Annotated in this window: 12 protein-coding genes and 1 pseudogene; 3 read left to right on the forward strand and 10 right to left on the reverse strand. The window is 45.1% G+C overall.

All coding sequences use genetic code 11. From position 1 onward, the window contains the following. Nucleotides 1-231 (forward strand): annotated as a pseudogene (locus BLV62_RS28650) (hypothetical protein); the annotation flags it as partial. A gap of 94 nt (nucleotides 232-325) precedes the next feature. Here the strand turns inward: BLV62_RS28650 and BLV62_RS22795 are convergent. From BLV62_RS22795 to polA, 3 genes are all read right to left on the reverse strand, one after another. Continuing rightward, the gene (locus BLV62_RS22795; protein ID WP_089764620.1) at nucleotides 326-1,474 is read right to left on the reverse strand and encodes a C1 family peptidase; all 1,149 of its coding nucleotides are present in this window, start codon (nucleotides 1,472-1,474) and stop codon (nucleotides 326-328) included. A 98-nt stretch (nucleotides 1,475-1,572) separates the two neighbouring features. Then, nucleotides 1,573-2,097 carry a GNAT family N-acetyltransferase gene (locus tag BLV62_RS22800; protein ID WP_089764621.1) on the reverse strand — a complete coding sequence of 175 codons (525 nt, stop codon included), beginning with the start codon at nucleotides 2,095-2,097 and terminating at the stop codon, nucleotides 1,573-1,575. Between the two features lie 109 nt (nucleotides 2,098-2,206). Then, nucleotides 2,207-5,026 (reverse strand): DNA polymerase I, encoded by a 2,820-nt coding sequence (gene polA, locus BLV62_RS22805; RefSeq protein WP_089764623.1) that lies wholly within the window; start codon nucleotides 5,024-5,026, stop codon nucleotides 2,207-2,209. Between the two features lie 88 nt (nucleotides 5,027-5,114). On the opposite strand from polA, the gene BLV62_RS22810 reads away from it, so the two are divergent. Beyond that, nucleotides 5,115-5,444, forward strand: coding sequence for an arsenate reductase family protein (locus tag BLV62_RS22810; protein ID WP_089764625.1), 330 nt, complete (start codon nucleotides 5,115-5,117; stop codon nucleotides 5,442-5,444). 133 nt (nucleotides 5,445-5,577) lie between these two features. Here BLV62_RS22810 and BLV62_RS22815 read toward each other — a convergent pair whose 3' ends face one another. After that, nucleotides 5,578-6,711, reverse strand: coding sequence for a glycosyltransferase (locus BLV62_RS22815; protein ID WP_139170360.1), 1,134 nt, complete (start codon nucleotides 6,709-6,711; stop codon nucleotides 5,578-5,580). 712 nt (nucleotides 6,712-7,423) lie between these two features. Between BLV62_RS22815 and BLV62_RS22825 the strand changes: the two genes are divergently transcribed. Then, the gene (locus tag BLV62_RS22825) at nucleotides 7,424-8,563 is read left to right on the forward strand and encodes a formimidoylglutamase (RefSeq protein ID WP_089764629.1); all 1,140 of its coding nucleotides are present in this window, start codon (nucleotides 7,424-7,426) and stop codon (nucleotides 8,561-8,563) included. Between the two features lie 177 nt (nucleotides 8,564-8,740). On the opposite strand, the gene BLV62_RS22830 is transcribed toward BLV62_RS22825, so the two are convergent. The 6 genes from BLV62_RS22830 to BLV62_RS22855 form a co-directional block, all read right to left on the reverse strand. Next, the gene (locus tag BLV62_RS22830; protein WP_168927961.1) at nucleotides 8,741-9,145 is read right to left on the reverse strand and encodes a lysozyme inhibitor LprI family protein; all 405 of its coding nucleotides are present in this window, start codon (nucleotides 9,143-9,145) and stop codon (nucleotides 8,741-8,743) included. A gap of 57 nt (nucleotides 9,146-9,202) precedes the next feature. Then, a complete protein-coding gene (locus tag BLV62_RS22835; RefSeq protein WP_089764633.1) occupies nucleotides 9,203-9,598 on the reverse strand; it encodes a lysozyme inhibitor LprI family protein in 396 nt (131 codons plus the stop codon). Between the two features lie 160 nt (nucleotides 9,599-9,758). After that, nucleotides 9,759-11,039, reverse strand: a complete 1,281-nt coding sequence (locus tag BLV62_RS22840; RefSeq protein WP_089764635.1) for a M16 family metallopeptidase — start codon at nucleotides 11,037-11,039, stop codon at nucleotides 9,759-9,761. 40 nt (nucleotides 11,040-11,079) lie between these two features. Next, entirely contained in the window at nucleotides 11,080-12,321 is a 1,242-nt protein-coding gene (locus BLV62_RS22845) for a M16 family metallopeptidase (protein ID WP_089764636.1), read from the reverse strand. 54 nt (nucleotides 12,322-12,375) lie between these two features. Next, the gene (locus BLV62_RS22850) at nucleotides 12,376-13,278 is read right to left on the reverse strand and encodes an aspartyl protease family protein (RefSeq protein ID WP_089764638.1); all 903 of its coding nucleotides are present in this window, start codon (nucleotides 13,276-13,278) and stop codon (nucleotides 12,376-12,378) included. 13 nt (nucleotides 13,279-13,291) lie between these two features. Beyond that, on the reverse strand, nucleotides 13,292-14,521 hold the full coding sequence (locus BLV62_RS22855; protein ID WP_225889689.1) for an aspartyl protease family protein: 1,230 nt from the start codon (nucleotides 14,519-14,521) through the stop codon (nucleotides 13,292-13,294). Nucleotides 14,522-14,605: the final 84 nt, after the last annotated feature.

The following is a 14,605-nucleotide window of genomic DNA, read 5'->3' on the forward strand; positions in this document are numbered from 1 at the left end:
ATCTGGAAGCAATGGAAAACCATCCGTAACCGGTACCGTAATCTTATAAAACTTGGCTTATCAAAGTATTACGCAAGGATGTGGAGCAAAACGAGTATAGGTTACAGCCGTGCGGCTCGTAGTCCGATACTATGCAGAACCCTCACCAACGCATACTTTAGGAAAGAAGGCTATGTCGGATTTTACGAACGCTATTATCTGAAAACAGAAAGTCAGATTAAATTATTCTAACAAACCGCCGTATACCAGACCGGTACGTACGGTGGTGTGAGAGGACAGTGAGGGAAATAATCCCTCACTTCCTACTCGATTTGTAGTAAATAATCTATTGTTTGATTCCCATCTTCTTTGCAATATCTGCCGGAATCGCTTTTTTATTCACCATAATGCTGGTGGTTTTATAAGCGAAGTAAGGGAGGGAAACATAGAAGTAACCCTGTCCGAAGTTCGAGGTACCCCATGAGTTTTTAACCCGGAAATATTTGTTGCCGTTCTGATCTTTTACCAGGCCAACGATGTGCATACCGTGGTCGTCGCCGGTGGTGAAGTTATCGAAACCTTCCTGGCGGAGTTCAGGAGTGATGGTTTTTTCTTTAACCGGCTCCAGGAAAATGTTCTTTCTTTCTTCAGCGCTCATATCTTCCCAGTTTTTATCCGGAACAACGGCCAGGCCTTCTTTAAAGTTGAAGGTTTTTTCGCTTACATCGGCTGCCCAGGCAACGGTATAGCCGTTCAGGATGGCATTTTCAGCGATATTATTGAAATCGTTCAACGGCACATTGTATACTTTTTCCCAGTTCCAGTTGTCTGGTACTTCCAGCACGAACTGAGAATAGTAAGGATGGTGAGTGAAAGAAGAGATCAGTACGTAGTCGTCGGCGTTCAGGCCAAGTTCTTTGGCAAAAGATTGCGGAGTATAGGTTTTGCCATTGTACTGGAAGCTCTGAGGGGCGTCGCCCATATAAGCGTTCAGGATACCATCGAACGCTTTGGTCCAGTTAGGATTGATATGATCAGGCGAGTTGGCGATCTTGTTTACAAAGGTTTCCAGCAGGCCTTCCATTTCAGCATGGTTATATACTTTGTCTTTATTGCCATCGTATACGCTTTGTGGAACGAGGCCGTATTCGCGCAGGCAGAGCAGGTCGTCGGGGAATCCGCCGCCTTCGCCGAAGTTGGCTTTACCGTGCATGCGAACAAAGTTGGCCGCTTTCAGCGGGTACATTTTGCGAACAACGTACATTTCGCTGAGGTTCAGGCCTTTATACTTGTTGTTACGAAGTAATTCCGATTCAAAAAATGACAAGCCGGAAAAAGACCAGCAGGTACCTGTACGTCCCTGGTTTTGTACATCGCCGGCATCCAGGTTTTTCAGTACGGTGAATTGATATTTGCTGCCCTCCTGGTTGGTATTGGTTTGTGCATAAGCGGCAACACTGCAAAACATGGCCGCACACATTATCCATTTCTTCATACGTCTGTAACTGATTGGTTTTTTTAACAAAGTGCCAAATTTAAGGAATGGACTATTACCAGCAGTAGAAAAGATGGATGAGTGGATTGGCTGCGTAATCAGGCGCCGGAGAACTGATCCCGGGTGATCTCCCATTTCCAGAGATCTTCGCCGTCTTTATTTTTGACGGCTCCTACAAACTTCATCCCTACCTTTTGCAGGATCTTTATAGAAGCATTGTATTCTTCCTCTGTATGGGCGATAACGCTTTTTACATAAGAGTGTCCAAAGGCAAAACGGATCAACCCTTCGGCCATTTCTGTGCCCAGGCCCTGCTCCCGGTAGTCGTGGGAAATTTCATATCCCATTTCCACAACGCCATCGGCAGAAGGCCGGCCTTTAAATCCCCCTGCGCCAATTAAAGTTTTATCGTTCCTGTGAACAACCAAATAAAAGAACCAACCCAATAATGTTGGGTCGTTCCTGAGTTTATCGTATGCTACTAACACCATTTCAGGGTACTCGGTCCAGGTGTCCGGAATAGTAATTCCAAGCAAGTCGGCCAGGTGATCGTTGCTTTGTAGCAGCAATTCAAAATACTCTAATGAGCACGGCAACAATTGTAGTCGAGGTGTTTGGATCATTGTTGAAAACTAGTAAACAGTTTTTTTAATTGCAACAGTAAAATTGAAATAATGATAGGCATATGATATTCGTGACATCATACACCTATCAACGTGTCAATATTCTTTCTTAGTGAGCTTCCAGCCAGTTGTTGCCTATGCCTATTTCGGCTTCTACAGGCACCGCCAGCGGCAATGCTTTACGCATCAGATCGAGGATAAGGGGTTTGATAATTTCGACTTCAGAACGGTGTGCATCAAACACCAATTCGTCATGTACCTGCAACAGCATACGTGATTTGAACCGGTGTTGTTTGAATGCTTTGTGAATGTCGATCATCGCCAGTTTGATCATATCGGCGGCAGTGCCCTGGATAGGCATGTTGATCGCATTTCGTTCTGCAAATCCGCGAACTACAGCATTGGAAGAATTGATGTCTCTCAGCCATCTTTTTCTTCCTAATAAGGTTTGTACATACCCGTTTTCCTGGGCAAATTTTTTCTGGTTATCCATGTATTGCTGGATAGCAGGGTATTGGTTAAAATAGTTGTCTATCAGTGTTTTTGCTTCTCCCCTTGCAATACCCAGGTTTTCAGATAACCCAAAGGCGCTTACGCCGTAGATAATACCGAAGTTCACGCTCTTGGCATTACGGCGCATTTCGGGCGTAACGTCAGCTAATGCGACGTTATAAACCTTGGCAGCCGTTGCCGCGTGGATATCTATTCCCTGCCTGAATGCATCGATCATCTCTTTATCTTCACTGATCGCCGCAATGATCCTTAATTCGATCTGTGAATAGTCGGCAGACAGTAAAACGTATTCGTCGTTCCTTGGTATAAACGCTTTCCGGATCTCCCTGCCTCTTTCTGTTCTGATAGGAATGTTCTGGAGATTAGGATTATTGGAGCTCAAACGGCCGGTTACGGCTACTGCCTGGTTATAGCTGGTATGCACCCTGCCGGTACGTTTGTTGATCAGTAACGGTAACGTATCTACGTAGGTAGATTTGAGCTTGCTAAGTTCCCTGAAGATGAGAATGTCTTCTACGATCTTATGTTTGGAAGAAAGTTTTTGCAACACATCTTCACCCGTAGCATATTGCCCTGTACGGGTTTTCTTTGCTTTAGGGTCTAATTGCAGTTTTTCGAACAGGACTTCACCCAATTGTTTTGGAGACGCCAGTTTGAAGCGGACCCCTGCCTGCTCGTAAACGCTTTCTTCTGCCCTTTTTATTTCTGATTCCAGCTCGCGTGAATAGTCGGCAAGGGCGAGGGTATCGATGGCGATACCTTCATACTCCATGTCTGTAAGCACTTTCACGAGAGGGTTCTCTATATCATAGAAAACTTTTTCCACTTTTTTTTCAGGCAGCTGGGAAATGAATTTTTCTTTCAGCTGTAAAGTTATGTCGGCATCTTCTGCCGCGTATTCTGCTATTTTTTCTATCTCCACATCCCTCATATTTCCCTGTCCCTTTCCTTTCTTTCCTATAAGGTTTTCGATGGGAATAGGTTCATATTGCAGGTACTGGGCGCTTAATACATCCATGCTTCTGCGGCCTTCCGGCTCTATCAGGTAATGAGCCAGCATGGTATCGAATAAAGGAGCGGTTACCTCTACACCGTACCATTTCAGGATCAGCATATCGTATTTGAGATTTTGTCCTACGAGTACAATGCTGTTATGCTGGAAAAGCGGGATGAACTCTTCAAGGATCGCTTTCGCGGCATCGAAGTTGTCTGGCATCGGGATATAATAAGCTTCTCCTTTTTTGAAAGAAAAGCTCATGCCTACGATATTGGCTTCGTTAGCATCTGTGCCGGTAGTTTCTGTATCAAAGGCTACTTCCTTTTGAGAGAGCATGTCCTGCAACAATGCCGCTCTTTTTTCGGCCGTATCTATTACCAGGTAGTTATGCGGAGTGTTGTAGATGTTCTTATCTGCCAGGAGTACGTTGGTGGCGGTAACTTCTGTAATGGTTACACTGTCTTCGGTTACCTCAACGGCGCCAAAAAGGTCGGTTTGTACGACCTGAGCCCGTGGGGCGGCCGGCGTGTTGCTTCCTCCGCCAAAATCATCTCCCAAAATCCTTTTGCCAAGGGTTTTAAACTCCAGTTCTGTGAAGATCTCGCTAAGCTTAGACTTGTCGTATTCTTTTACGCAGAAGTCTTCTTCATGGAAGGTTACAGGAACGTTAGTGATGATAGTGGCCAGTTCTTTTGACAGCAGTGCGTTTTCGCGGCCGGCTTTGATCTTTTCACCCATTTTACCGCCGATGGTGTCGGCGTTGTCCAATACATTTTCGAGTGAATGGTACTGCGACAACAGTTTCATGGCGGTTTTTTCCCCGATCCCGGCAATGCCCGGGATGTTATCTACGGCATCGCCCATCAGGCCGAGGATATCTATCACCTGGTGAACATCCTTTATCTGCCATTTTTCACATACTTCTTTAGGGCCGAGGATCTCTTCCTTGTTGCCCATGTATGGAGGTTTGTAAATGAAAACATTTTCTTTTACAAGCTGGCCATAGTCTTTGTCGGGAGTTACCATGTAAACGGTGTACCCGGCGCTGGCGGCCTGCCAGGCGAGAGTGCCTATCACGTCGTCGGCCTCGTAACCATCCAGTTCAACAACCGGGATATTAAAACCTTCGATGATCCGTTTGATATCGGGGAGCGCGTCCAGGAGGTCTTCCGGGGCGTCGTCCCTGTTGGCTTTATAATCAGTATACGTGGTATGACGTTCTGTTGGCGCGTGCGTGTCGAAAGCGACGGCCATGTGAGTGGGCTTTTCTTTATTGAGGAGATCCAGTAAAGTTGTGGTAAACCCGAACTGGGCATTGGTGTTTTTTCCGCCGCTGGTGAGGCGTGGATTTCTGATCAGCGCATAGTATGCGCGATAGATCAGCGCCATTGCATCCAGTAAAAATAATTTCTTTTCCATCGCTAAACCTACAAGAATTAATTTGAATGTGCAAAATTAAGATAGTACTTCGAGGATGTACCTTTGAATAAGAAAAAATAAGAAAATAATGAATAAAATCTATCATTTATCTACCTGTGGCACCTGTAAAAAGATCCTGGAGGAAATAAAGGCCAAAGACAGGGGTTTTGAGCTGCAGGACATAAAGAAAGAGAAAATAACGCCTGAGCAGCTGGATGAGATGAAAGCCCTGGCGGGTAGTTATGAAGCCTTATTTAGCCGGCGCTCGCAGCAATACAGACCGATGGGATTGCATGAAAAGGAACTGACAGAAAATGATTACCGGTCGCTGATCCTGCAGGAGTACTCCTTCCTGAAACGACCTGTTGCCATCGTCGGCGACCGGATCTACATAGGAGCGGAAGTAAGACAGGCGTAGTTTCACGCAAAGACGCCAAGAGAGCAAAAGAGGCAAAGGAATTTACTAAGAAACATAAGAAAGCAAAGGGATTGAAGATTATGCTTAATAAGATATTCTTCAATCCCTTTGCTTTCTTAAAAATCCGCTTTGGTTAAAAGATCTTTGCCTCTTTTGCTCTCTTGGCGTCTTTGCGTGAAAGCTCATCGATGAAGGAGCGGACTACTTTCTTGTATTGGTCCATATCGTTTTCCCTGAAGGAATGGAAGTTGAATTTACCCGCTTTTTCCAGTGTTGTTTTCAGATCAAATCCTTCCTGGGGAAGTGAATAGAAATATCCTTTTTCCATCAGGTAGTTGCCGAGGTATTCCTGTTCTGTTTGCCCCGGCGTAGGAACCAGGATGCCTTTTTTGTTCAGCCGTGCAAGATCCATGAGGGTAGTATAGCCTGAGCGACTCAGCACAATATCGGAAGCCAGAATGGCCTCGTTTAAAGCGGCTGCATTCAGGTGGTTCACCTGTTCTACTCCCGGTGCAATGGTTTTGGTTTCAGGGCTGCCGGGCAATCCCCGTACGATCAGGGCTTTGATCTGCAGTGATTTTATCTGGGTTGTAATGATATTTTCCAGGTTGGTGCGCTGTGGCTCGGGTCCGGAGATCAATACCAGGAGATCATATTTTTTAGGGACGTCAGGTTTATTGATGAATCGGCTTAAACAACCAATGTAGGAAGTGTTATTCGGCAGTTTGGAAGGATGGGCCAATTCACCTGATAAGTTATCCTCTCCTTTAAAATCGGGGATCCAGCAGGCGCTGTATTTGTTAATGAAATGGTAATTTATTTTTTGAAGGGTCCTTTCAGACCAGCCGCCGAAAGGCGTTTTGATCAGGAGTTGGTGTGTGATGAAAACGCAGGGAATATCTTTGTGATATAACCCGAAACGATTATCTGAAATGACTGCATCGATCTGATAATCAGCTACTATCTTCTTCAGCCATTGCTGTTCGTTGGTTACAGCTTTAATGATCTTAGGGATCTGCTGAATGATTTTGAGACCGAAGAATTTGCCTTTTTGAGCATACTGGATGCGGTATCCGGGCAGCGGGAAGATGGTTATTTCCGGGAATTCCTGTTGTAACAATGCGGCGTGTTTGCCTTCTGCTGCAATAAATACCTGGCAACCTGCGTTTTGCATTTCATGAATCAACGGAATGTCCCTGGTGGCATGTCCGAGTCCCCAGTCTAGAGGAACAAAAAGAATTTTTTTTTCGGCGAGAATTGTGGACAAATAATTTGATATTTTTTACGAATTTAGCTTAAATTACAAAAGAGCATTGTTAAGAAAAGGTGAACTCTTAGAAAGGAAATTACAAACAGCAAGTATGAAAAGAATAAAGTGGATCGCTATCATTCTGATTTGTGGAAGTCTGATGACGGAGGGGTGTAAAGTATTCAAAAAAAATGATTGCGGCTGCCCTACTTTGAACAAAAAAAGAATGCACTAGAACCATTTGTTTGATTAGTAGCAACGACTAAAACTTAGCAGCGAACTGGAACAATTTTGCCTTATCTTGTTGAACTATCCTTAGATACCTGGCCAAACAATATTTCGGGGAACAGTCAAATTTTTTTTCATGAAACCTGTAGATAGAGATTTACTAATCCTGCTACATGAAGATAGGTACACGGAGCAGCAGATACAATCTGCAGTTCGACAGATCAGCGAAATGCTTTCGTTGATTGAAACGATGGATTATCTCTGTGCAGTTATGGAAGTTATGGATTGTAACAAAAGCAGAATTACCAGCAAAAGATCAGTGCTGGAGAAAGCAATTTCACGTAAGTCGCATAAGCCATTCGAATTTATTATTCACAAGAACTAGTACTGTTAAATACTAGAATTCCCGTTATAGTAGCTTTGACCCGCTCTGCGTCACTCAGTTTTTGCTTTTTTATAAATTCTCGTTGTAAGTTTGCCATCAAACAAACCCATTAAAGTGATGGCCGAATTTTCACACCTGCAGGACTTTTTGCATCCTGTTTCAAAAGCTGTGTTAAACGACGACCAGGAATATGATCCATTCCAGGTTGGTAGTATTATTGATGTTTACGAAATAGATCACCTGCCTGATCTGGATGCCGCAAATATTATTTTGCTGGGTGTGGGAGAAGAGAGAGGAGGACATTCAGGTAAAACCAACACCAATGGCCCGGATGCCGTTCGCCGGGAACTCTACAAACTATATAACTGGCATAAAGACATAAAGCTGGCCGACCTGGGCAACCTTCTGCCCGGAGCCCAGTTATCCGATGCCTATGCAGCCATGAAATCCATATTGGCTGAGCTGATAGGCGCTAATAAAACCGTTATCATACTCGGAGGGTCGCACGACCTCACCTACGCGCAATATAAAGCGTATGCCTCCCTGGAATTGATCGTAGAAGCAACCGTTGCCGACGCGCTCATAGATCTGAAGGAAAACGCCCGTGTGAGAAGCGACCGGTTCTTAATGGATATTCTTACCGAACAGCCAAATTACCTGCGGCACTATAATCACCTTGGCTTCCAAAGTTATTTCGTACATCCGAAGATGTTGGAAACCCTGGATAAACTGCGTTTCGACTGTTTCAGGCTGGGAAGAATAAGAGAGAATATTGAAGAAGCAGAGCCGGTGCTCCGGCATTCGGACCTCTTCAGCCTCGATATCAATATTATTAAACATACCGACGCCCCGGCCAATCTCCTCTCCCCTAACGGTTTTTCGGGAGAGGAAGCATGCGCCCTCGCCCGGTACGCAGGCATGAGCAGCCGCCTGTCTACCTTCGGCATTTATGGCTACCAGCCGGAAAACGATGTTGCCAACCTCACCGCCAGGCAGATCTCACAAATGATCTGGTATTTTATGGATGGAAGAGCTGTAAAAGGAAAAGAAGCGGACCTGGAAGACAGAGATGCATTCTGGGAATTCCATATAGCCTTTTCCGATATAGAAACCGTGTTCCTGAAAAGCAAGAAAACAGGCAGATGGTGGATGCAACTGCCGGACCAGGAGTTTGTGCCCTGCGCGTACAACGACTACCTGATGGCAAGCAACAACGAAATGCCCGAACGATGGCTGCGCCACCAGGAACGGATGTAGTTTCACGCAAAGGCGCTAAGAGGGCAAAGAGGCAAAGTAGTTTGGATTGAAGCGAATTTTAAGAAGCAAAGGGAGTGAAGAATATGTTATAAATAACACGATCTTCACTCCCTTTGCTTTCTTATTCCCTTAAAAATATCTTATGTTTCTTTGCCTTCTTAGCGCCTCTGCGTGATATTAAATGCTGAGCAGGGTGGTTAGGCGTTGTTTTAAAAAGGCGGCTTTATTGTCGGTGGAGATCATCTCGTCGTCCAGTCCTTCCATTGTTCGTTTATGCATTTTTTCTACCCGCTCATCTATCTTCTTAAAATATTCCTCCTTTTTTTCTTCCCAGGCGGCTTGTTCCTGCTCCAGCTGCTGTTGTTGCGGTTTATCGAGATTCGTGTACAGTTGCTGGAGAGTGTTTGTTAGCAGGCTGTCGAGCTGTTTATAGTAGTTCAAAGCACAGTCGTACATGTTGGTACTGCTACCAAGACATTCCTGGTATTGCTGTTCCAGGGAGTCCAGCGAGGCCTGCGACGTTTGCGAATAGGCGGCGCCGGAACCCAATAATAGTAAGGTAAGTAAGAAGAGGTTTCGCATAGGTACGTTCAGTATCCTGCAAATATATGAAAAAATAAACATTTGAAAATTTAATAATTAGTTGTCCTGTTTAACACCGATAGATCCCTGGCAACTTTCAGGCTTTGGTGCGTTTAACCATGCCCGTAGAGCGTCGATCCGCTGCTCTGTTAATTCTTTAAGGTATATCGCTTCGCACATCGGGTATACGCTGCCATAGCTTTTGGCATCGTTAGGATACATTGCTTTTAACTGGGCGTCGCGGAATTGTACCCATATCCTTTGCGCTTCCTTCATTTTTTGTATGAAAGCCTTGTTACCCGCATAATCTTTTAAAATGAGCTGGTAAATCTCGTTCAGCTGCTTATCGGCCTCCCGGTATTCCTTCTTAGCGCGGGTATTCATTTCGCTTTGCGTCTGGGAAAAAGACATCAAACTACTACAGAGTAGTAACACTAAAAGAACAGGTTTCATTGTAAAAAAATAATTGGTGAATGTTCAAAGCTGAAAGCCAGGTTTCGATTTCCGGGCTAAAAGATAATGAGATTTTACAAAAACAGGGCAAAATATGTGATGAATAAAAGCCCGTCTCTATTACCAGAGGCGGGCTTTTAAATTCAGAGAGAAGATTGAACTAGATCACTACAAGTTCATAAAAATCTCCCGGTGTAAAATATTGTTTGGCCAGTTGCTGCAGCTCTTCAGAAGTGATAGACTTGATCACCTGCACGTTGTTATAGAAATAGTTTTCATCTAAATCGTTCAGGATCAGGTTTTTCCATCTCTGTATCACCTGGAACGCCCCATCCAGGTCGCCCAGCATAGAACCGATCATATAGTTCTTCACCAGGCTCAGTTCTTCCTGCGGAACTGCTTCGTTCTGCAACAGCGAGAGTTCTTTGTAGATCTCTTCTATTGTCGCTTCACAAACATCTCTTCCGGCTTCTGTCTGGATATTGATGGCGCTAGTTTGCCTGAAATTATATAACTGGGAATAGATGCCGTAGGTATATCCTTTTTCTTCCCTGATATTGCTCATCAGCCTGGAGCCGAAGTAGCCGCCCAGGATGGTGTTCAGCACCAGCATTTTAGGGAAATCAGGATGGTAGCGGTTAGGGAAATGTCTTGCAACCCTCACGGCGCCTTGTACCCCGTTTTCGTCGTTAAACACCCTGAATTTCTTCTCTTCCGCCGGTTGAATCGGCAGGTCGAGCTTCACCAGGTTAGACTCCCCATTCCATTGGGAGGAGCCAAAATACTGGTTCAGCAATGCGGCGAGGTTGTGCGGGATTTTACCGGCTACAAATATTTTGCAGTTATTATAAGTGTAATGTTTCTTGTAGAATGCTTTCAAACCTTCCGTTTGTAATGCATCATAAGCGCTCATAGAGCTTACGCGGCCATAAGGATGAAAATCTCCGAACAGGTATTTGTCGATAAAACGATTGGCTACAAAATCGCATTTCTGCAGGTTTACAGCCAGTTTTTGCTTCATATTCTGCTGGTAGATGCCCAACTCCTCTTCAGGGAATACCGGGTCCAGGATCACATCCTGCAACACCGGCAACAGGTGCTCGAACTGCTTGGTCAGGCAGTGCAGTGTATATGTGGCGTTTTCATGGTAGGCGTTCCTGTTCAGGTATGCGCCATAATAATCGATATGCTCGTTGATCTCTTTCGCGTTATACTTGCCGGTTCCCGATTTCATCAGGAAGTTGGTGGCCGCTGCTTCCAGCACTTCGCTTTCGTACCAGCTACCGGCAGGGAATATCAATTCGAGTTGTAAGGTATCCTGTTCGTCAGACTTTACCATGTAAACCGGGATACCGTTATCCAGCGTAAATTTTTCGTAAGGTCTTAATACTATCTCAAAATCCACCGCATCTTTAATCGGAGGAGGAATCGTTCTGTTCATAGTGCTCAATTTTAACCATCCTGGCTGCTATAGCCTTGCATTAATTGGCAGCGGCGTAATAGTAAATAGTGTTAGAATTCTTTTCGTCGAAAAGTATCTTGGCTTCGTTGTGAATATCTTCGACGGTTACCTTTTCGTAGTTGCCGAACTCCTTGTTCATAAGGGCAGCATCCCCCAGCAACTCGTAAAAGGCCAGGTTATTTGCACGGCTCAGCAAGCTCATATCTTCAAATGCCAGCATGCTTTCTACCCGGTTCTTAACTTTTTGCAGCTCACGTTCTGAAATGCCTTCGTTCTGAAGTTTGTTGATCTCCTCCTGTATGGCATTTTCAGCATCCTTCATCTTAACGCCCTTTACCAGCTTGCCTTCTATCGTAAGCAGGCCTGCGTCAAGGGAGCCGAAATGATAGCAGTCGATATTGCTGAAAAGCTTCTTCTCTTTTACCAGCGCCTGGTGCAGGCGGGACGATGCTCCCCCGCCCAGGATATCGGAGATCAGGTCTGCCGAATAATACCTGGAATCGGTACGTGCATACATATGGTAGCATTTGTACAATGCGTCCAGCGGAACATTCGCCTTTACTTCCAGCTTATGGGGAGCCGTTTGCGCCGGTTCCTGCGGCAGTTTGCGATTGTATTTCTCGCCAGACGGGATATCGCCAAACCACTTCTCAGCCAACGCTTTCACCTGGTCTACCGTTACATTGCCGGCTACCGAAAGAATAGCATTAACAGGGCGGTAATGCTTGAAGAAGAATGCTTTCACATCTTCCAGTTTCGCATTCTCGATATGCGATAACTCTTTACCAATGGTCATCCAGCGATACGGATGGCTTTTATAAGCCAGTTCCCGCATCTTATGCCAGACATCCCCGTAAGGTTTATTGATATAATGTTCCTTGAACTCTTCGGAAACCACTTTACGTTGTACGTCCAGGCTTTTTTCATCGAAGGCCAGCGATAACATCCTGTCGCTCTCCAGCCAGAAACCAGTTTCAATATTTTCTGCAGGGAGCTGAATATAATAGTTGGTAAGATCGCTGGTTGTGTAGGCGTTGTTCTCTCCTCCTGCCATTTGAAGCGGCTCATCGTAAACGGGGATGTTCACAGAACCGCCAAACATCAGGTGCTCAAACAAATGCGCAAAGCCGGTTTTCTCCGGATTTTCATCTCTCGCACCAACATCATACAACACGTTGATCACAGCCATTGGTGTGGTATGATCTTCATGAACGATCACTCTAAGTCCGTTCGCCAGGGTAAATTTATTGTAATGAATCATATCCGTTTATTACTCAATATACTATAAAATAGGGCGAAAATTACGAAGAAAGTATTATTCCAGATATAACTCCTGCTTGTTATAGTTGATAGTGAGGGTGAAGTGCTTCCAGACATCGTAGCCTATAGAGCCTGCAATTTCAGTGAACACGCCCAGGTCGTCGATGTCTTTACAGTAGCTGACAGGAACCTGTTTAATGCTGCGGCCGCCCAGTTCCAACTCCGGAACAGAACTGTTGATGTAATACAGGATCTTTACCAGGTCCTGTACCGGGTCTGTATTGATGGTAGGAAGAATGGTGTTCAATTTGTTCTTGTCGACATACGGCCAGTTAAATAAAATCCCATAGTCGCCACCGGTAGTGATGTGGTAATGGCCCGGTAGCCTGCGCCCGTCTGTTAACTGGATGGATGCGTCTATAACCGGGGTAGTATAGTTCAGCTGGAAGTGCAATAGCCGGCCGGTGTTGCCTATAGGCGTTTTGCCGGGTTTATACAATACCAGCTGCTGCCTGCGGTAATCGATCTTTACAATGTATGGCTTTAATAAAGCGATTCCGATAATGCCATCTACGTCGCCCAGGTTGCTCAGGTTTTCCAGGTATACTTTTACGTATGGCATTCTCAACTCCCTGATATATAAAGCGTTGATGGTAGTGCTGCCTGTCTTTACCATGGAATTGTTGGTACCGGTCATAAAAACCTCCCCGCTTTTCCTGAGTTTCAGTCTTTCGGCTGTGGGAGCATGCAGGATGGTCACTTCTGCCCCTGTATCGAAAATAAAGTGCAGGGTGTCTGTACTTCCGGAAACCAGCACAGGAATAATTAATTGTTTATCAATAAGTTGAAACGGGATCGTCGCTATTGGCTTTCCGTCATCCGGCTCTGTTTTGCGTTGTGCGTTTACAGTAGCAACCAAAGAGAAAAACGCGATAGCAACCCATAATAAGCGCCACATGACACAAATAACGTCAAAGTATACTTTTTATTGGTAATTTTTTGATCAGGAGGTCGTTATCCCTGCTGATGAGGCAAACGGCCTTCGTGCCTATATTTTTTAAAAGTTCCCTGAACAACTGGAGATTGTTGCCCAGGTTATTGTTAATGGCAACTATGATATCCCCTTTTTTGAATCCTGCTTTTTCGGCCGGCGATCCTTTGATCACGTCCGTCACTTCTACCCGGCCATCGATCAGGTAGATGATAAGCCCGGTGTAGGAATAATCGAACATGTCCCTGAAGTGGGTATTCGGCATCAGGTAAATTTCCTTCCTGGAATAGTTCAGGGTAATATTAAAACGCCTTAGCAAATCGTTGCCTATCATCCCTCCAAGAAAAGGATAGGCGGTCACGTTACTTTTATCATCGAAGATGTAGGTTGGTACATTCCTGAAGGTATAGTTGCCTATACGAAATTCGGGGATCGTGGTCAGCGACATGCTCATTTTGCCCCCGAGCCCCTGGGCTTCTGTCTGGATGATCTTTTTTGTTTTTCTTCTTCTGCGCTTTTCCTGTAACACGCTGCTATCGTTCACAAACTGGCTGGAAAGCAACAGGCACATACCGGCCCCGGTATCGAAATAATACCGGTTCGTGATCGTTCTGACTGCATTCCTCATAGGCGCCGATATCAGGGGGATCTGCGTCAGGGAAGGTCTTAACAGCAAGCCGCCTTTAGGATAGGGAAAGTTTCCTTTGGGGTACACGATGATCTCTTCTGTGTCATAGTCGACAGTTACAACATACCTCGCCAGGAAACTGAAGCCGATAATTCCATCTACCTGGATCCCATAAACCTGGCTGATCAGTTCATAATCATTTATATGAAAATCCAGGCTATCTACTCTCAACCCGGGTAAGACCAGTGAATGGTTATGTGCATAGAATACAGGTTTTGAACCTGCCAGCCCCCTGATGATCTTGTCGGATGGTTTGATGGCCAGCCCTAACCGCCGGCAGGTCGTGGTATCAAGCGAGATGCCTGCACTGCCGGTGTCCAGAATGAATTGCAGGGTATCTGGAAATTTATCCAACAGGGCCTGAACGATCACTACCCCGCCGTAGTATTGTTTAAAATGGAACCGGGTGATAGGCGTTAAAACGGAAGTATCGGCTGCAAACGTGGAAGCGGCTGCGCTCGCGCTGGCAGGTTGAGAGGCGAGCATTATCAGCAGCAGTGTATGAAAAAGCGCTCTATACATAGAATTGGGGGACACAGGTATGTGACATATATAAATTTAGTATAAAAAGTCATGGGTAATAAATATTTTTATTAGGTGTGGATA

It is taken from the genome of Chitinophaga terrae (ex Kim and Jung 2007), assembly GCF_900107795.1.
Taxonomy (GTDB): Bacteria; Bacteroidota; Bacteroidia; order Chitinophagales; family Chitinophagaceae; genus Chitinophaga; species Chitinophaga terrae.